Genomic DNA, 18,429 nt, shown 5'->3' on the forward strand with positions numbered 1-18,429 from the left:
GCTCCGGAAAGTGGTCGTTGTTCAACATCGCCAAAGGTCGCCATTCTAGCAGCTCGCCACACGACTCCACACCAGGGCGTCGCTGCCCTTTCACCTCATGCGTCTCCGTGTGCAATCGCCGGACGTTAGCGATCTAGCGTTCGCCATCTTTCGTGGCGATCCGCGATCCGCGATACTACTAACCCGACGCAAACTCACCATTCTTACGGAGTCAATGACATTCAATATCGTCAGTCGCATCTGGATGCCATTCGGCTTCTCTATTTGCTCGTGGCAGGTGGCGAGGTGCCTGTCAAAAAATCGTCTGCCAACGAAAGCTTGGTCTTCATCGGGAACACTCGGTTATGCGCATTCGACTTTTGGATGAGATACCCGGACTATCTGGCGGATGAACTCTTGGAGCGATTCGAGAACGATGGTGACGAGAAGTGGCTGGAAAAGGCCCGTGAAATATTTAAGAACGACGAGCCAGACATCCGCAATTTCCCGATGATTCGTTGGCATTTCGGAGCCTACGAGAATATGGACGATGCTCTGTCCGTACTTCGTTCTCGCGACCTAATACTTATCGGTGGTCGGAATACAGTCGAGAAAATACTTGAAACCGACTACCTGATCATGCCTGCCGCGACCGCATTGTGTAGGTCAATTGAAAAGACCGCCCCACCCTTAAAATGGTATCGGCAGCGTGCTGAGTTGGTGAGCCTGATTGCTAATGGACGAAATGGCGCGGCGCTCAAGGCTCGCCAGTATGAGCGATTGGAGTATGCGACGACAAAAAAGGGAGGCGTCATTCCATCCATCACCGACGATGTTCGTCGCCGCATGAATGTTCTGCAGGGTGCGCCAGCGTCCGGGGGATCAAAATGAAGAAATCTGTAAAGATTCAAGCTTGGAAGGAGGCGATAGCGAACCGCGCTGACGTTGAAATTTCCGTTGTCGAACAAGTCTTAGCTGAGTACCGCATCGAAGCGTCACCAGTTCTACAGACGCCAAAGACCTTGGTTCTGAAGGAAATCCGGTTTGTCGGTGTTAAAGATGAGAGGCACAATCATGCAAAAATTGACTTCGCGTGGGGAGATCTGGATGCGGGTATCTACGCCTGTCTCACCGAGAAAAATCTGAGAGGCAAGTCGTCGATCCTGGAAGTTGTTCGTTGGCTGTTGAGAGGTTGCGAGCCATCGAACTTGCAGACAGATGTGCGATCCTGGCTTACAGAGGCGAGTCTCAAGTTTGAGCTCGACGATGTTCTATTTGAGATTGAAGTTAAGTGCACGGAAGGTGTTCATGGCAAGCTAAGCCGATACAGCAAGGGAGGAAAAAAGCGACGTGTAAACGGCTTTCAGAGCGATGATGAGTTTGGTTCGGTGATGGCCAGCTTTTTCATGCATGAATTCCGCATGGATAGCGTTGCTGTTCACCGAAAGGTCGGAGAGTTCGGTGGCAAAACGGTGTTGCATGGCTGGCAAGCTTTGAGCAGCGCGATGTTTATCGGCACGGACTACACAACCCTGGTCGGTGAGATCCCCCCTGCAACGGGCTTACCATTCCGAATGATGCAGATGTATCTCGGTGTTCCCTGGGTTTCAACATTAGCGGCCACAAAGGCTGCGCAGAGCGAAATGACCCGTAAAGTCGCTGCCTCCGACCAAGTTCTCAAGAATGCAAAACAAGAAACGCAAAATCGGATCGAGGTCCTTGAGTCCGAGCTGATGGCGAAACAAAAGCAACTGTCAAAACTTCCAGATTTAGACACAACGACCGACAAGATTAGGAGGCTTCGGCATCAACATGAAAATCTTGTTGAAGAGTTGCGGCAACTTTCGCTTCAAGCCAAGGCAACTCTGGCAACTTTGGAAAAAGCGGAGCAAATGTTTGCAGATGATCGTCGCGAGTATCAATTGTTTGTCGATGGCAATGCGGCAGATTTCGTGTTTCGGTCTTTGGACCCGAGTTGTTGCCCGAGATGCGATCATGCCATTCCCGATGCACGGAAGAAGCAGGAGCATGAAAGCAATGAATGTGCGGTTTGCGGAGAGCAAGTGCATGCGGATGTTCCCACCGCGGAGATTCAGAAACAGCTCAAGGATCGAATGGCGGCGTCGAAAAAGGCTCGCACAGTGGCACGCAAGTCCTCCAAAGAACTGGTAGCTCAGCGCACGGAACTAGAACATTCCATTGAGGCTTGCGAAGCGGATATCGCGTCGGAGAGCCGGAAGCTATCGAAACCTAGCAACCGTGGCAATTTAAAGACCGAGATCGCGATACTAGAAGCCAGAATCGAAGAAGCTTCAGCAAATTTGCCGAAGGATTCACCTGAGAATATGGACCTGTTGGTATTGAATGCGGTTGCTGACGAGACAGAAAAGCTAGTCAAGGAAGTTCAAGCAGAAGTTTTGACAAAGGTTAGTGAGGGCATCGTCCAGTATGCCAATCGCTTCGGCATGACATCGTTGACCTCGGCAACATTGAGAGGAAACATGACGCTCTTGCTTGAGCGGGGCGAGTCAACGACGTCTTACAGCAAGGTTACAGCTGGTGAACAACTGCGGCTTAAGGTGGCAGCGATTCTCTCAATGCTCAAGGTCGGCGAAGAGCTTGGTGTAGGAAGGTATCCTGGATTGTTGCTCGTGGATTCTCCCGCTGCACAAGAGATAGCGCTAGAGGACTTGGAGCAATTGATTGGTGGGCTGGTGGATCTAGCTGACGAAATTAAGCATCTTCAGGTATTCGTTGCTTCGGTTGCGTCAAAGGCGATTCGGAGTCGAGTAGACGAAAGCCGTGTTCGGCAGGCTCTTGGAGATGATTACCTTTGGTAAAACAGCTTCACGCCTTCGAGCGAACGATCGTTGCGGACCTCGAACTTGGACGTACGCCTAGCCTCGCTTCGATTGGTGGAATCGAATCTTTGGTTCGTGCAAGAGAAAGCCTATCTAGGTCCCCTTTCTTAGCGGAAGTTGTTTTTGCAGTCGCAACTGACGCAGATTATTGCCAGAGCAGTGACGGAGAAAAGTTGATCGTTGATGCAGTGAAGGCTTGCACCAACGGAGTTGTTCTTCGCGACTGTGTGAACGTCCTCGACGCTTGCACGGAACCAAATTCGGAGCTCGCAGATTCGCTCTTCGACTGTTACCGAGTGAAGGTTCTCGACGTCGATCTTGAAGCGATCGGTCGCGCGGCAGCGTTGGATGGTGGTCTTCGATTGGTTGCTGTTGATCCGAGACGCAGGCACGGATTTATCGACACACTGCTGAAAGTCGATGTTCTAGCGTCACCAGTTTTCTCCCGATGGTTTGCGAAGATCGTTGGAGTAGTGCATTCGTTTTGGCCTGACGAGTCACTCAAATCGATTTTGGAATTATGTTCCACGATCCCAGAATCGGCGGACGAGGCAACGTTTGAATTAGCAATGTCTTCATTTGCGAGCGGAATGGCGTGTGTGTCGCCGACCGATGCAAAAAATGAATTCACTCACGCACGTAAGTTGTTTGTCGCAGCGGAGAAGTCACCCGGCGAGCGGCCGGATGCCGTGATGTACGCACTTTGCCTGCAAATTCTGATTGACTTCTACGAGTTGCAGGAAGTTCGACAATCAGACTCGGCAACCACCCAATTGGCTCAGCATTTAGTCGCGTTGAATCTCTACCACCGCTCTGAATCAGACCCACCCTGGTTGCGTGCGCGAACCGCTGAATCAATTCTGTGGCAGAAACTGGTAGACAAGCTAATGTCATTGGATACGTCGCTCTCCGAGCCTGGTTGGTTTGAGCCGGCGGCGATCATCGAGAATGAACTAATGCCCATTTATCGGGCGAGTCGAGCTATCCTTCGACGAAATGAATTGGGTGGAATTGAGTCGTTGATCCAGCCTCGAATCGTCGGCTGTATTAGTGATAACGCCAGTTTTGCACATGTACTCAAAACGTGGCTTCGTCAAAATCAATCACATAAGGATGCTGCCGCGGTATCTGAATTGTTAACTCAGGTAGCGGATGCGATAGGCAACAACCAGCCTCGTGTCTTGCACTCTGCCCGTATGCAGGGTCAGGCTGTTGCGAATTTTCTTGCTCAAACTCGTCTTTCATGCGACGATCAGAAGCGGCTTGGCGAAGTCTTTATGAGCACGTTGGGAACGTGGCAGCGAAGCTTCACTTCTGCCCAAGTTTCTGTGCTTTGCAATTGCATTAAGTCGATTGAGGTTCATCCTGACTATCAAGGAAATCCAGATGTCCGTGATCTTTGCAACAGTATCACGCTCTGGTTGACGGGTTTCGCATCAACGCGTTTGGAGTGGACCAAGGGGGATGAGCCCGCATTGAAATATCTGTTCAAGTCGGACGACGGGAAAAAGCCTCTCGAATTTGAGTTGCAGCGTGACTTCGTTCAATTTCTTACTTCCTGTGTTCCCGGCACAAAGATTGAGGTAACAAATGTCGGCGGTGGCCGCGCTGATGTTTACGTTCAACTTGGTGCGGAAAAGCTAGTTGTGGAGGTTAAGCGTGAATCCATTGATTGTTCGTTTGATGGGCTCACCGCAGCGTATGCTGGTCAAACGTTTGACTACCAGAACACGTCATCTCGACTCGGGTTCATGCTGGTTCTCGACCAAACTGACCGCGGTGGTGCTGCTATGCACCTTTCGGATCTCTTCAAAGTGATTCAGATGACAAGAGCAAATGAATCGCAACCTCGTTCGATCCTTATCGTAAAGATCCCTGGCGAGCGATTGAGCCCAAGTGGGCTGTCCAAGAAGGGCAAGGCGGATCTTGGTGCGAAACGCAAAAGCCAACGAGTTGCTAAAAGACGCAATCCGTAGTCCTAGGTAAAAAATGCCTAGCCGTGACCAAACGTGTCACACGCGTTGACTTCAATGATCCGGGCCGGCGTTTTTGCTAGCAAAATTGCGAATTGGGGGATTGTCCGGGTTTGGGGACACGGGATATGATGATTGCAGGGTTTAGTTCACGATATACATTGAGGGTTGGGGGCTCGTGTTTTTGCGGGTTTCTGGAGGAGAAAGTGGTTGATGGAGATTGCCATGCTTTGGATGCAGTGGATTTCGGGCGACGATTCGGCAGGGAGGCCTGCGCGATGAAAAAGGCTCGTGGTGCGAAGTCGTTTGGCGCGGTGCTGCGCGAGAAGCGAACGGCGAAGAAGATCACGTTGCGCAAATTCGCGGAGATGATCGGCGTTTCGGCGACGTATTTGTCACAGGTCGAGCAGGATCACTTTGCACCGCCAACGGCGGATCGTGTCACGAAGATCGCCGAGTTGTTGGGCGAGGATCCCGACGAATGGATTCGGCTGGCTGATCGCGTGCCGGATGACGTGGATGTCATGGTCCGACAACACCCAAAAGACATGCCCGAGCTGATGCGGTTGGCGACTGGGCTTTCACCGAAACAATTTGAAATCATCAAAGAACAGATTCGTAAAATGAAAAAGCGGGGGAAGTGACGATGGTCGTTGATTTGTGGGCACAGGGAATCGAAGTGCCGCCGCTGTCGTCTCGCCAGATCGCTGCCGAGGCCGACGCGGTGCTGGCGGAGTACGCGAAACGATTCGGGCCGATCACGAAACCTCCCATCGAAATCGAAGATGTCGCGACCTCGGTGTTGCCGCTGACTTTTGGCTTCTCGGATCTCCAGAGCCAACTTGGTGGTCGCGTTCATGGTGCGATCTGGTTCTCGCGACAGCACATCCTGATCGACGACGCGCTGAATCCAGATCGCTTTCCCGATCTTCTCGGTCGCTATCACTTCACGCTCGGCCATGAAATCGCACACTGGCAGTTACACCGGTTTTTGTTCCTGGACGAAGCCGGACATGCGGTCTTGTACGGTGACGAGGAAATGCCGGACGTGATTTGTCGCAAGGATCACGCTCGTCCCTTGATCGAACGACAAGCCGATGAGTTCGCTGGTTGTTTACTGATGCCCGAATGGTTGCTCAGGCCGGCGTGGCGAATGCTAACCGGCAGCGATGATCCGATTTGCGACTGCCGGCTTCGAGAACTCGTGCCGACGATCGAGCCGATTCGTTTCTTGATCGACGCCGATGGGATCGAGGTCCAGCCGGATCCGATCCGTTTGATGCGTGAGGTGTTCTGTGAATCGCTGGCGGATCAATTCGCGGTGTCGGACGAGGCGATGCGGATTCAATTGGAGTATCTGGGTTTGTTCGCTGAGTAGGCAGCTTTGAGGGTTTGTTCATGCCTCCTAATCGGAGGCATTCGTTTTTGATTCATTGTTTAGTGTGTAGTGTACGGTATGTTTCCGGGAGGGTGAAAAGACGATGTCATTAGCTGGGTTTAATCCGCGGAATGTCCTGCGGCAGACTTCCAACGGTTTGCTGGAGGAAATGTTTGGCGGGCTGAAGATTCCGATCGACGTGAATTGGTCCGAGGCGATCGAAACGGACGTGGAACCGATCTTTCAGGCGTATCAGTCGCTGGAGGAGCCGACGAGACAGAAGATCGAATTGCTACTGCGTGACTTGCATTCGATGGCCACGGAGTCGGGACAACGTTCGATCTTTCAACAAGCCATCCAAATTGGCGAAGACGATTTCCTTGCGGAACTAGAACGGTTCGATAGCCGGTACGACGTCGCGATGCTGACCTATCTGTCGAAGCCGGAGGTCTGGCAAGTGGCCGCGCGCTTCGCGGCAGCCGACCGCGTGATTGGCGGGCGATCGTCCCAGCGGCGAATCAACCTTCCGTCGGCGAAACCTCGAACCTCGCCCCAGCACATGAAGTCGTTCTCTGGTGCCTTGTCAGCGTTCTATTCGGCTCATCAGGGTCGCGGCCGGCAATGCGTGGCCGAGTACTTGCTGCGCTGCGAGAACCTGCACTATGTCTTCGCGAGCCTGGACGACTATCGCAAAACGTTCATGAAGCTGATCGACGGCGGCAACGCGTTCAAGCGGGTTTGTGAAACGCATGTGTTTGAAAACGTATTTGCCTACGACGAAGCGAATCACGTTCTCGACGTGTACGCGCTCGGTGGAAAACCGACAATCGGTCCGCTGCAAAAGATCTTTGCTCGCGAGTTCCTGGGGATCGAATTGCCGCCGGAAGATCCCAACGCCGAGCCATTCTCGCTGGGGATCCTGTTGGATCCGAAGTTTCGGTTTCCGACTGATCCCGAGGACGCTGTTCGCTCGGTCGTGATTGCGGCGGCTCGTGTGTTGATTCTCGGCTCAAAAGAAAAGTTGCACTTCAATCCGAACGTCGACTTCGGACCATCGAGTTTTCAACGCATGATCGAACGATACATCCGGCAAGACAACTTGCCGCGGTCGATCATGCATCTCGAGCGCGTCGACCTGCGATTCCTGATGGAAAACGGTCACGAGTTCAACCTCTCAATCACGCGGCCCAACCGTAGCACCATCAAATCGTTGGCGACGCGAGATCGCTTGTTGGCTGAAAAGTACCTTCGTCAGTGGGGGATCGACCTTGCGAGCGATTGTGACGCTGTTTCGGTTGCTTGACCGAGGCGATGAACCGTTGGTGGATTGCGACACGCTTCGATTACTGGGCGGTTGCGATCCCGACGACCTAGTTCGATCCGGCGTGTTGGTGCCGGCCGAGCCGTCGATGTCGCTGCATGCAAGTTGCGGACAATGCAATGTCCACGATGTGGTTCGTGTTCCGCGACCAACTGGGGTTGAGTTTTACGAAGCGTGCCCTTTCGACGGCGCAGACTTGGTTGAGAAAGAGCGATTGCGGCAATGGTCGATTGACGGTCGGGCGATCGCGGAATTGTTTGCCTCGGCGATGCCGGACGGCGGCCCGGCGGAAACACTGTTACCGGGTGTGGCGTGGAGAATTGGCGAGGTGCAAGTTGGTGGTGAATCGTTTCCGATTGTTTTGACGACGACCCGATCAGCATCGCGTCTGGCAGACCGGAGTGGTGCGTCACGAATGATTTTGATTGGCGATGAGCTTCCCGGCGAGGGTTTCGCGGGAAGACTGAGCATCACTGAAGCTTTCGCTATTCGCTCGAAACGGGTCCAGTCGCGACCGGAGCGTTTTGCACAGGTCTTGCCATTGTCGAGTGTGCCGCTGGGAAATGCGTTCTATCGCAAAGGCCAGATGTGGGTGGTGCGGTTCGAGGGGCAGGAGACCTACCTCGAGAACAATGTCGGACCACTCTACATCGCTCGGCTGTTGGCGACGCCGCATCGAGCGGTACCGGCGGTCACGTTGTTGGCCAGTCGCATCGGGATCGACGAGCGACAGCTGATTGGATCGTCCGGCGAATTGACGGACGAAGCGGCGGTGGAAGAGTGTCGGGGTCGGTACCACGAACTGCTGGACGAGATCGCCGAAGCGAAAGCGAACCATGACTTGGGATGGCTGGAAAAGCTGCAATCCGAACAGGACCAGTTGGCCCTGCACTTTGCATCGGTATTGGGCAAGGGTGGCAAACCTCGCGAAGTTGGCGACATCAAGAAAGTGAGCCAATCGGTTTCGGTCGGTATCAAGCGAACACTTGATGTACTCGACACGGAATTGAAACCGCTGGCAGATCATTTACGAGCGCACCTCAGTCGCGGTGTTTGTCCGATCTATTCACCGCCGTCCGAAATCGACTGGTTGGTGTGAACTATCTGGAAACAAGCTCGCTGCATAAGCAACCACAAGAGCTAACAAACAACACTTTAAGCCTTAGGACAACGATGACTCTCAGAAACCGAATCCAAAAAGCGTTAAAGCAAGAACGCGGAATCCGGCTATCGGCCGCGGAAGTACAAGGAATCGCTTCGGCGTTGCATATTGATTTCCCGGTGACGCGACCGATGATCGCACGGCGGTCCAAGCCGTCACCATCAAAAACGCCGATCGACGGGCACGTGCGTTGGATGATCAATCGAGATTTGAAAGATGTTGTGGCGATTGATGTTGCGGCAACCTGTGCTCCGTGGAGCAAAGACGACTACAAAAGTCGCCTGAGCCAACGAAATACAGTCGCCATGGTGATTGAGTTGCCTCGCGTCGGCCGCCGCAAGCCCGTGGTTGTCGGTTCCATGGTCTATCAACTCCACAAGCAGCATGTCGAGTTGGAACGGATCATTATCAAACCAGAGGTTCAATTGGGTTCATTTGGGCGGCAATTGATTTCCGAGCTGCGATCGAGATTGACCCGAGAACGTCGTACGCGAATCAAAGTCACGGTCGAGGAATCCAATCTTCGCCTCTTGCTGTTTTTTCAAGCGGTCGGGTTTTCTGCGGTTGAATCATCTGGCGGAAGAGTTGTCATGGAGCATTGGTGGAACGACGACCCCAGTCCGTTTCGCGACGTTCAAAAGCGTCAGCGATCCGGATCAACGCGGTCATCGCGCGAGGACCGTGATCAAGAGGGCGACAACCGTATCGGTGTCTAAAAACTTTTCTTAGCGACTCCAAATGTCGCTCGGCGACTTGAGAAGTCGCGGCACGTCTTCGCTGTGAGGACGTGACGAACGAACCTCGCCGGCCGCCTGCGGTTTTTTCGTGACATGGCTTGTCGCGACGCAGCTTCTTTGCGGTCTGTGCGAATCGCTCGCATCACGGGATGCCTCCAGCCGGAGACAACCATGAGTGCGAATACTCAAGCGGAAGGCAAACGGCTTGGCGAGGAGATTCTCAACGACTTTGCGATGAAGACGGCGCGGATCAAGGCCGAGCAACTCCATCGCCGACCGGAATTCAGCGACTGTGACGCCGAAGACATCGCTCAAGAGTTGCTGATGTACTTGATCCAAAAGGCTGACTGTTTCGACCCGTCGCGATCGAAGGTGAACACGTTCATCAATCGAGTCATCAACTCGGGCGTGCGAGAGCTGTTGCGATCGAGGAAACGCCACAAACGGCATCCGATCGAAGATGGCGTGCAAATGCAATCGTTTGAGACGCCCGTCGACACGGTGGATGAGACTTTCGCGACTCTGGGCGGCGAAATCTGTGACGAGGACCAGGTCCGGCGAAACCAGTCGTCTTACAGCGATCCATTCACGGCGATCGACGAAGCGGACGCTATGGAGGTCGCGCTGCAGAAAATGCCTGCGGAATTACGGCGGGTTTGCGAGTACCTGCGTTGTCATTCGATGAGCAGCACGATGGAAAAGTTTGGTTTGCCGCGTCGGCGGTTCAACACGGTGCGTGCCGAGATCGCCAAGCATTTGAAGAAGTACGGCGTGGCCAATTTCTGAGATTGGCGTACAGGGCGACCAATTCACGGCATAGGTAACCAGGGGCGGCCAACGGGTCGTCGGAACATCAAACCTCCCATCCACCAGGTTAGCGAATGAGTGATTTGGACATCGAACGCCGCGTGGCGCTTTCATTGGCGGTCGGCCGTTACTTGCGATCGGCCGACCGCTTTAACGAAGCGTCACGAGATTTCACCGGGGCGTGCAAATCGCTCCGCAAGCAACTGGGCACCAACCAACGATTCGTCGCCCAGATTGATTTCAAACACTACCTCGTGACCAGCGATCGCGATGGCAATTTCGACATCGAAGCGATCCCAACTCTGTAATTCCAGCCATCCCAAACATTTAGCGAAGGAACCATCCAACCCATGACCAACTTACTCGAAACCATTCAGTCTGGCCGGCAATCGAAGCCGCCTCGTGTCTTGCTCTACGGTGTCGAAGGCATCGGCAAGTCGACCTTCGGCAGCGAAGCCCCCAAGCCGATCTTCATTCAAACTGAAGACGGCCTCGACGAAATCGAATGCGATCGCTTTCCGCTGGCGACGAAATTCGATGACGTGATCGCAGCCCTGAAGACGCTCGTCAACGAGAAGCACGATTACGAATCCGTCGTGATCGACTCGCTCGATTGGCTGGAGCGTCTCGTCTGGGACAAACTCTGTCAGCAGTACGCCGTCGAGTCGATTGAAAAGGTCGATGGCGGGTACGCTCGCGGTTACATGCACGCCCTCTCCCTGTGGCGTGAAGTGCTCGACCTGCTCAATGTGCTGCGATCGCGTGGCATGGTGACGGTCTTGATCGCCCATTCCAAGGTCGAGCGGTTCGAGGATCCCGAATCCTCGCCCTACGACCGCTATTCGCCGCGACTGCACAAGCACGCCGCTGCCCTCGTGAAAGAGTGGTGCGACGCCGTGCTGTTCGCGACGCGAAAGATGCGCACGCAGAGCGAAGACGGAGGTTTCAACCGCAAACGCACCATCGCTCACGCGATCGGCAAAGACGGTGGCGAACGCGTCGTTCGTGCTTACGGATCGCCCAGTTGCGTTGCCAAGAATCGTTACGGCATCGCTGAAGAATTGCCGCTCTCGTGGGCGGCGTTCGTGGCAGCGATGTCGGCCAAGTAATTGACTCAACCAATTCTCTTTCTACAGACTCCAAACGAAGGACCACAGACTTACCATGGCAAACCTCAACGGCTTTGATGCCAACACCGTCGAACCAGCCGACGATCTCGAACCGATCCCTTCTGGCAAGTACGTCGCCGTCATCACCGACAGCGAAATGAAACCCACGAAATCTGGCACGGGCAACTATCTGCAGTTGACGTTTCAGATCGTGGAGGGCGAGTACGCAAACCGTCTTCTCTGGGTGCGTCTCAACCTCGACAACCCCAACGCGACCGCGGTGGAAATCGCCCGGCGGGAGTTGTCTGCGATCTGCCGGTCGGTTGGCGTCTTGGTGCCAACCGACTCGGCGGACTTACACAACTTGCCATGCGTGATTCATGTGCGAGTCAAACGCCGTAACGACACCGGCGAGTTGCAGAACGAAGTGAAGGGATACTCGAAGAAGGACGCTGTTGCCCAGCCGATCGCCGCCTCACAAGTCAGCGGTTCGGATGACCAGTCCGCGTCCCCGCCTTGGAAGCGTTAACCGCCCGACAGCTTCCAAGGAACGGCACCCAGTCAGCATTGGATTGTTGGCTGGGTGTTTTTATTCGCTCATTGAACATCGAAGTAAGCCACCATGATCCGACTCACGTTGCCCTATCCGCCTTCGGTCAATCATTACTGGCGACACGTTGGCAATCGCGTGTTGATCAGCAAGGAAGGCCGAAAGTATCGAGCGGCCGTCAGCTCGCTTCTGAATCGCAAGAACATCGAAACGCTGACGGGCGACTTGATCGTCGACATCGTCGTCCATCCGCCCGATCGACGCCGGCGTGATGTCGACAACTGTTTGAAGGCGATGTTGGACTCGATGCAGTGGGGCGGTGCGTACGAGGACGATAGCCAGATCGTGCGATTGACGATCGAGAAACGGGAACCGGCACCGAAAGCGGGCAACGCCGAAGTTGTGATTCAACGCATCCCGGCACCGATCGGGAAAGCCGGCTTTCGCTCATGCTTGCGTTGCGACGAGGCCTTTGTTTCCACCGGGCCTGGCAATCGCATCTGCGAGAGTTGCACTTTCATCAATGACCTGCTGCCACCGGCGATGCCAATCGAACGAGGTAGCAAACGGCACAACGGGGAGTTGATGTGATGAAACTGCGGTCCTATCAGCAAGCCGCCGTCGATGCGGTCTACGATCACCTGCGAAACCGCGACGACAATCCCGTCGCGGTTTTGCCGACGGGTGCGGGCAAGAGTCTCGTGCTGGCCAAAATCGCATCTGATGCCGTTGGGCAATGGAATGGTCGCGTACTGATCTTGGCGCACGTCAAAGAGCTGCTCGAACAGAATGCCGACAAGGTTCGTCGGTTGTGTCCCGATATTAAGGTCGGACTGTATTCGGCCGGCCTCAAGAAACGCGACACGAACACTCCCGTTCTGGTCGCCGGCATACAAAGTATCTACAAGCGAGCGTGTGACCTTGATCCGTTTGATCTGATCGTGGTCGATGAAGCCCATCTGATCTCAAAGAAGGGCGACGGCATGTACCGGCAGTTCCTGGCCGACTGCAAAGTCATCAATCCGCACGTTCGCGTTATTGGCCTGACTGCCACGCCATTCCGCCTCGACTCCGGCATGATCTGCTCGCCTGAGCATTTCTTAAATCAAGTCTGTTACGAGATCGGTATCAAGGAACTGATCCGTGACGGATACCTGAGTCCGCTCATTTCTAAGGCCGGCGTAAATCGTGCCGACTTCGGCGGACTGCATCTTCGGGCCGGCGAGTTCGTCAGCGAAGAAGTGGAGTCTTTGGTCAACGACGACGCCCTCGTGTCGGCCGCGTGTGGCGAGATCGTTGAACTGACGGCCGATCGCCGGGCAGTGTTGATCTTTGCGTCGTCCGTCGCACACGGGCGGCGTGTCGTTGAAGTGTTGCGGGAAAATCACGGCATCGAGTGCGGTTTCGTGACCGGCGAAACACCAGCGGGCGAACGAGACGAACTGTTGGCCCGCTTCCGTGGCGATGCCCCAACATCGTTGATCGAAACCGAACCGCTACGCTTTCTCTGCAACGTAAACGTGCTCACCACCGGTTTCGACGCACCGCGAGTCGATTGCGTGGTGATGCTGCGTCCCACGATGTCGCCTGGCTTGCTTTATCAATGCGTCGGCCGCGGCTTTCGCTTGCATCCCGGCAAGGAAAACTGCCTGGTCCTCGACTTTGGCGGCAACATTGAACGCCACGGACCGATCGACCAGATCAAGCCGAAAGACAAAGCCAAACGGCCGGACCAATGCCCACCTGCAAAAGAATGCGAGAAATGTCACGCCTTGGTCGCATGTGGTTATGCGAATTGTCCCGAGTGCGGTCATCCGTTCCCGCCACCCGAGCGAGAAGCTCATGATGCCGAGGCAAGCGAGGCCGGAGTATTGTCTGGCGAAGTGACCGACACCGAGTACGACGTTCAAGACATCATCTATCGCGTGCATCGTAAGCGAGACGCCGACGAAGACGCACCACGATGCCTGCGCGTTGACTACATGATCGGCCTCGAACGTTGGCAAAGCGAGTTCATCTGTATCGAGCACTCTGGCTACGCACGTCGCAAAGCCGAAGCTTGGTGGAGTGAGCGCTGTCTCGATCCCTGCCCATCGAATGCGGACGAAGCGGTTGATATTGCCGGCTCGGGGCTTCTCGCGGCGACCGAAACACTCTCGGTCCGCTCGATCTCAGGCCAGAAATACGACCGCATCATCAAGCAGACCCTTGGTGACATTCCAAACGCGGCACTGGAAGAGGCACCGTTTTGATGGCCGATGCGCGGGAGCAAGTTGCGATCTATCGACAACGTGGCTGGTACTGCGTGCCGCTGCGCCCTCGGTCAAAGTCGCCGTCGCGCCGTGACTGGACAAAGTTGCGATTGAAGCCCGAAGCGTTTCCCGAGAACAGCAATATCGGCATCATTCTTGGCGAGCCATCCGGTTGGATCGTGGACGTCGATCTCGATTGTCCCGAAGCGATCGAACTGGCCGATCAATATCTGCCACCGACTGTGGCAGTAACTGGCCGGCCGTCGGCACCCCGTTCGCACCGTTGGTACATCGCGGCTGGCGCGACCACGGAAAAGCACCAAGACCCCAACGACGGTTCGATGATCGTCGAGCTGCGATCCACCGGAACTCAAACCGTTGTCGGCCCCAGCATCCATCCCGAAGGCGAACCTTACGATGTCCTCGACAATGAACCCGCAACCGTTCCTGCGCCCATGTTGGCTGCGTGCGTGAAAGCTCTGGCTGACGCCGTGATCGTCAAACGTGGCGTAAGCATCCGGCTTGTGAACCCTGTAACATCGCAGGCTGGAAGCCTACGCCACGCGGGCAACGATGTCGAAACCCGAGCCATTGCCTACTTGAACGCCATGCCGCCGGCGATTGCGGGCAGCAGCGGTCACTCGCAAACGTTCGCCGCCGCGACCGCGCTGGTTCACGGTTTTGGCATCGAACCGGATCGTGCCCTGGCGATTCTCGCTGCGGACTACAACCCACGATGTTCGCCGCCCTGGTCCGATCGCGAACTCCAACACAAAATCAACCAAGCCGCCATCAAATCTCACGACCGGCCGTTTGGTTGGCTCCGCGATGACGGTCCGATCGAAACGGCAAGCGAAGTCGATCTGTCTGGGTTCATGACGAAACCGAAGATGACGGTTTCCGAAGACGCAAAGCCATCGTCCAAGTTCACGGGAATCGCGGATCCTGGGATGTTGCCCGAGCGGCTGTTTGAAGTTCCCGGATTCGTTCGCCGCGTCATGGACTTCTCGCTCGCCAACGCGCCTTACCCGAATATCGGCCTTGCCTTTTGCGGCGCGATGGCGTTGCAGTCGTTTCTGGCCGGTCGCAAAGTCGCCACGGCCGGTGATCTTCGTACGAATCTCTACCTGCTCGCGCTCGCCGGTAGCGGAACCGGTAAAGAATTCCCTCGAAAGGTCAACTCGCAAGTCCTTTTCCAGATTGGCGAGGCGACTTCGATCGGTGACAAGTTCGCGTCGGGCGAAGGAATCCAGGACGCCCTGGTTCGCAGCGGACGCATGTTGTTTCAGAACGATGAAATGGACGGTGTTTTGCGGCAGATCAATCTCGACCGAGAAAACAGCCGCGAGTCGATTCCGAACATTTTGTTGACGCTCTACACATCCGCTGGCGATGTCTATCCGATCCGCGTGAAAGCAAACCAGAAAGAGGCAATCCATGTCGATCAGCCCCACCTGACGTTGTTCGGCACTGCGACGCCTCAATACTTCTACGAGTCGTTATCGAAGCGAATGTTGACCAACGGCTTCTTTGCCCGGCTGAATATCATCGACGTCGGCAAGCGTGGCAAAGGGCAAACGCCCGGATCGGCAAGAGACGTTCCCGAGGAGGTTTTGGAGATCGCGAAGTGGTGGGCGGATTTCGAGCCGGGCACTGGCAATTTCATGAAGTTCCATCCCAAACCGCTGCGTGTAGCGTTCACGCCGGAAGCGGAGGACGCGATTACGCAGTTGCGTGAACAAACCGAGGTGGAATACGACAAGGCCGACGACGCTGGGGACGAGGTGGCTCGTGCCGCATGGAGTCGGACGTGCGAGCATGCCAAAAAGCTGGCGTTGATCTACGCGGTCAGCGAAAACCATCTGCAGCCGATGATTTCGATTGATGCCGTGCGTTGGGCCAGCGAGTTTTCACTGCACCAAACCCGCCGGCAACTCTACCTCGCATCCGTTCACGTCGCCGAGAACCCGTTTCACGCCGAGTGCTTGAAATTCAAAAAACGTCTCGCCGACCGACCCAACTACACCATGGCTCGCCGTGAAATGATGCGTTCGATGACGTTGAAGGCAAGCGACTTCGATCAAATCGTACAAACGCTGATGCAGCAAGAAGACATCGAACCGGTCACGATCGAAACGCGAACCAAACCGGCGTCGGGCTATCGCCTCACCACGGTGCCCGATCTGCCCAAACAATCCGTCAGCCAATCCGTCAGCGATGATGCGGACGATTCTGACGTGTTGGCGACCAATGCGAACGATTTAGGCCTGGAATGATCGAATCTGTCAGCAAACGTCAGAGAGTCAAACTGACGGATTAGCTGACGGTTTTGGTACGCGGAAACCCAACGATATACGAATAAAAACACTCTCTCTCCTAATGCGTCAGCGTGTCAGTCCCACTCGCCCGCGATACACGTTTGCACGCATGAGGGGGCTGTCTGACGGATTCATTCATGACGCTTCTCAACGCGTAGGTACTCCCGGCCGATCCGTTCTCTGGTCAGGGCCGCGGGAACAGCAGCCTTATTAGGCACAGTTAGTTTCGGCTGTCCGAACGAAAATTCACGTCCGTCCGAACGCATCGGATCCCCAACCAACCACCCATCAAACCAACGACCGACCCAACCCTTCCCGTTTCATTCTCTCGCCTTGGAAGGGCAAACATGCAGGTCGAAATGTGGTCGCTTGATCGAATCAAGCCTTACGAGAACAATCCTCGCATCAATGACGACGCCGTTGATGCCGTCATCCTCTCGATCAACGAGTTCGGGTTTCGCCAGCCGATCGTGGTCGATACCGACGGTGTCATTATCGTCGGCCATACACGGTTCAAGGCGGCGAAAAAACTCGGACTCGCCGAAGTCCCCGTTCACATCGCGACGGACCTCGAACCTGAAGCGGTAAAAGCGTACCGGATCGCCGACAACCGGACTGGCGAGAACGCGCAGTGGGACTACGACCTGTTGCCCTTTGAAATCGGCGGATTACAAGAATCAGGTTTTGATGTTGAGTTGCTCGGTTTCGACGATGATGAACTCGCCAAGCTGCTCGATCCCGGTGTAACGCAGGGTTTGACGGATCCAGACGACATCCCCGAACCGCCAGACGAAGCGATCACGCAGCGCGGCGACATTTGGATCCTCGGCGACCATCGACTGATGTGTGGTGACTCGACCAGCGTCGAAGACCTCGATCGTCTGCTCTCCGGCGCGAAGATTCACCTTTGCAATACCGATCCACCGTACAACGTGAAGGTGGAACCTCGCAGCAAGAATGCGATCGCGGCCGGCAATTCGTCGTTCGAGGCTGGCAAGGGCCAGACGAAGGAAGGCCCGAAGAAGATGCGGGCCAAGGATCGGCCGCTTGCGAATGACTTTGTGTCCGACGAAGAGTTCGACCGATTGTTGAAAGCGTGGTTTGGCAACATCACTCGCGTGCTCGAACCCGGCCGTTGCTTTTACATCTGGGGTGGCTTCTCCAACATCGCCAACTACCCGCCGGTCCTGGCCGCAGCCGGTTTGTATTTTTCCCAGGCCATCATCTGGGACAAGCAACACCCCGTGATGACCCGCAAAGACTTCATGGGGGCACATGAATGGGCGTTCTATGGATGGAAAGAAGGTGCTGGTCACAAATTCTTTGGGCCAAACAACGCGACGGACCTGTGGCACGTCAAGAAGATCGCTCCGCAGAAGCTCGAACACCTCACTGGCAAGCCCGCCGAACTCGCGGTTTTGGCGATGCAATACTCGTCGCGGAAACGCGAGAACGTGCTCGACTTGTTTGGCGGCAGTGGCTCGACGCTGATCGGCGCGGAGCAGACGGGGCGCAAGGCATTCTTGATGGAACTCGATCCGCCGTACTGCGACGTGATCGTTGATCGCTACCAACGCTTCACCGGCAAGAAAGCGATCCTCGAACGGACCGGCGAATCGCCGATCCCCGTTGGCAAACGTGAGGAGAACATGCGGTGACTAGAGTTCCTTGCAGGACCAAGCTCCGTCGTCAAAGACATAGACAAATCGAGCGCCGCAATTCCTCGCGAAATCAATCAGCGAGTCATTGGTCGGCAACTTGGCCGGCGGATCGCCGTCTGAGAATTGTTCGGCCTCGCCGGTCTCGCGATTCAGACATCGCAAGTCGCCATGGGAGACGAGTTCCTCGGCGGCGGTTTGAGTTTGGTAGCTTTGCATCAGAATTTCTCCGGTGTGTTCGGGGTAACCGTCGTAGTGAAGGTAGACCGCTGCATACGTTCGGTCGGGGCGGTGGACGGCGATCGTCGCTCGTGTGGACATGGT

Annotated in this window: 17 protein-coding genes; 16 read left to right on the forward strand and 1 reads right to left on the reverse strand. The window is 55.3% G+C overall.

Annotated elements, in window-relative coordinates; all coding sequences use genetic code 11:
- Nucleotides 1-363: 363 nt before the first annotated feature.
- From HFP54_RS10530 to HFP54_RS10605, 16 genes are all read left to right on the forward strand, one after another.
- Nucleotides 364-870 (forward strand): hypothetical protein, encoded by a 507-nt coding sequence (locus HFP54_RS10530; protein ID WP_206036130.1) that lies wholly within the window; start codon nt 364-366, stop codon nt 868-870.
- Nucleotides 867-2,819 (forward strand): coiled-coil domain-containing protein, encoded by a 1,953-nt coding sequence (locus HFP54_RS10535; RefSeq protein WP_168565081.1) that lies wholly within the window; start codon nt 867-869, stop codon nt 2,817-2,819. Before HFP54_RS10530 ends, HFP54_RS10535 begins: the two co-directional genes overlap by 4 nt.
- A gap of 317 nt (nt 2,820-3,136) precedes the next feature.
- Nucleotides 3,137-4,816: a hypothetical protein gene (locus tag HFP54_RS10540; protein ID WP_168565082.1), complete on the forward strand. Its 1,680-nt coding sequence runs from the start codon at nt 3,137-3,139 to the stop codon at nt 4,814-4,816.
- A 275-nt stretch (nt 4,817-5,091) separates the two neighbouring features.
- Nucleotides 5,092-5,457, forward strand: a complete 366-nt coding sequence (locus tag HFP54_RS10545) for a helix-turn-helix domain-containing protein (protein ID WP_168565083.1) — start codon at nt 5,092-5,094, stop codon at nt 5,455-5,457.
- Nucleotides 5,458-5,459: 2 nt separating this feature from the next.
- Entirely contained in the window at nt 5,460-6,191 is a 732-nt protein-coding gene (locus HFP54_RS10550; protein WP_168565084.1) for an ImmA/IrrE family metallo-endopeptidase, read from the forward strand.
- 103 nt (nt 6,192-6,294) lie between these two features.
- Nucleotides 6,295-7,494 carry a hypothetical protein gene (locus tag HFP54_RS10555; RefSeq protein WP_146439931.1) on the forward strand — a complete coding sequence of 400 codons (1,200 nt, stop codon included), beginning with the start codon at nt 6,295-6,297 and terminating at the stop codon, nt 7,492-7,494.
- Entirely contained in the window at nt 7,460-8,611 is a 1,152-nt protein-coding gene (locus HFP54_RS10560; protein WP_168565085.1) for a hypothetical protein, read from the forward strand. Before HFP54_RS10555 ends, HFP54_RS10560 begins: the two co-directional genes overlap by 35 nt.
- 74 nt (nt 8,612-8,685) lie before the next feature.
- On the forward strand, nt 8,686-9,390 hold the full coding sequence (locus HFP54_RS10565; protein ID WP_168565086.1) for a GNAT family N-acetyltransferase: 705 nt from the start codon (nt 8,686-8,688) through the stop codon (nt 9,388-9,390).
- 192 nt (nt 9,391-9,582) lie between these two features.
- The gene (locus tag HFP54_RS10570; RefSeq protein ID WP_168565087.1) at nt 9,583-10,197 is read left to right on the forward strand and encodes a sigma-70 family RNA polymerase sigma factor; all 615 of its coding nucleotides are present in this window, start codon (nt 9,583-9,585) and stop codon (nt 10,195-10,197) included.
- 95 nt (nt 10,198-10,292) lie between these two features.
- Nucleotides 10,293-10,526, forward strand: coding sequence for a hypothetical protein (locus HFP54_RS10575; RefSeq protein WP_145294974.1), 234 nt, complete (start codon nt 10,293-10,295; stop codon nt 10,524-10,526).
- A 99-nt stretch (nt 10,527-10,625) separates the two neighbouring features.
- Nucleotides 10,626-11,327: an ATP-binding protein gene (locus HFP54_RS10580; protein WP_206036131.1), complete on the forward strand. Its 702-nt coding sequence runs from the start codon at nt 10,626-10,628 to the stop codon at nt 11,325-11,327.
- Between the two features lie 55 nt (nt 11,328-11,382).
- Entirely contained in the window at nt 11,383-11,856 is a 474-nt protein-coding gene (locus HFP54_RS10585; protein ID WP_168565089.1) for a DUF669 domain-containing protein, read from the forward strand.
- Between the two features lie 93 nt (nt 11,857-11,949).
- Nucleotides 11,950-12,468, forward strand: a complete 519-nt coding sequence (locus HFP54_RS10590) for a RusA family crossover junction endodeoxyribonuclease (RefSeq protein WP_168565090.1) — start codon at nt 11,950-11,952, stop codon at nt 12,466-12,468.
- Entirely contained in the window at nt 12,468-14,129 is a 1,662-nt protein-coding gene (locus HFP54_RS10595) for a DEAD/DEAH box helicase (protein WP_168565091.1), read from the forward strand. The genes HFP54_RS10590 and HFP54_RS10595 overlap by 1 nt, the downstream gene beginning before the upstream one ends.
- The gene (locus HFP54_RS10600) at nt 14,129-16,405 is read left to right on the forward strand and encodes a bifunctional DNA primase/polymerase (RefSeq protein WP_168565092.1); all 2,277 of its coding nucleotides are present in this window, start codon (nt 14,129-14,131) and stop codon (nt 16,403-16,405) included. Before HFP54_RS10595 ends, HFP54_RS10600 begins: the two co-directional genes overlap by 1 nt.
- Nucleotides 16,406-16,794: 389 nt before the next feature.
- The gene (locus tag HFP54_RS10605; RefSeq protein WP_168565093.1) at nt 16,795-18,105 is read left to right on the forward strand and encodes a DNA modification methylase; all 1,311 of its coding nucleotides are present in this window, start codon (nt 16,795-16,797) and stop codon (nt 18,103-18,105) included.
- On the opposite strand, the gene HFP54_RS10610 is transcribed toward HFP54_RS10605, so the two are convergent.
- Entirely contained in the window at nt 18,106-18,426 is a 321-nt protein-coding gene (locus HFP54_RS10610) for a hypothetical protein (protein ID WP_145294996.1), read from the reverse strand.
- Nucleotides 18,427-18,429 lie beyond the last annotated feature (3 nt).

Origin of the sequence: Crateriforma spongiae (assembly GCF_012290005.1) — a bacterium.
GTDB lineage: Bacteria > Planctomycetota > Planctomycetia > Pirellulales > Pirellulaceae > Crateriforma > Crateriforma spongiae.

Bases quoted from the DNA above. Each gene is read 5' to 3' on its own strand.
- HFP54_RS10530 (WP_206036130.1), top strand. From the start codon at position 364: ATGAGATACCCGGACTATCTGGCGGATGAACTCTTGGAGCGATTCGAG.
- HFP54_RS10535 (WP_168565081.1), top strand. From the start codon at position 867: ATGAAGAAATCTGTAAAGATTCAAGCTTGGAAGGAGGCGATAGCGAAC.
- HFP54_RS10545 (WP_168565083.1), top strand. From the start codon at position 5,092: ATGAAAAAGGCTCGTGGTGCGAAGTCGTTTGGCGCGGTGCTGCGCGAG.
- HFP54_RS10550 (WP_168565084.1), top strand. From the start codon at position 5,460: ATGGTCGTTGATTTGTGGGCACAGGGAATCGAAGTGCCGCCGCTGTCG.
- HFP54_RS10555 (WP_146439931.1), top strand. From the start codon at position 6,295: ATGTCATTAGCTGGGTTTAATCCGCGGAATGTCCTGCGGCAGACTTCC.
- HFP54_RS10565 (WP_168565086.1), top strand. From the start codon at position 8,686: ATGACTCTCAGAAACCGAATCCAAAAAGCGTTAAAGCAAGAACGCGGA.
- HFP54_RS10570 (WP_168565087.1), top strand. From the start codon at position 9,583: ATGAGTGCGAATACTCAAGCGGAAGGCAAACGGCTTGGCGAGGAGATT.
- HFP54_RS10575 (WP_145294974.1), top strand. From the start codon at position 10,293: ATGAGTGATTTGGACATCGAACGCCGCGTGGCGCTTTCATTGGCGGTC.
- HFP54_RS10585 (WP_168565089.1), top strand. From the start codon at position 11,383: ATGGCAAACCTCAACGGCTTTGATGCCAACACCGTCGAACCAGCCGAC.
- HFP54_RS10590 (WP_168565090.1), top strand. From the start codon at position 11,950: ATGATCCGACTCACGTTGCCCTATCCGCCTTCGGTCAATCATTACTGG.
- HFP54_RS10595 (WP_168565091.1), top strand. From the start codon at position 12,468: ATGAAACTGCGGTCCTATCAGCAAGCCGCCGTCGATGCGGTCTACGAT.
- HFP54_RS10600 (WP_168565092.1), top strand. From the start codon at position 14,129: ATGGCCGATGCGCGGGAGCAAGTTGCGATCTATCGACAACGTGGCTGG.
- HFP54_RS10605 (WP_168565093.1), top strand. From the start codon at position 16,795: ATGCAGGTCGAAATGTGGTCGCTTGATCGAATCAAGCCTTACGAGAAC.
- HFP54_RS10610 (WP_145294996.1), bottom strand. From the start codon at position 18,426: ATGTCCACACGAGCGACGATCGCCGTCCACCGCCCCGACCGAACGTAT.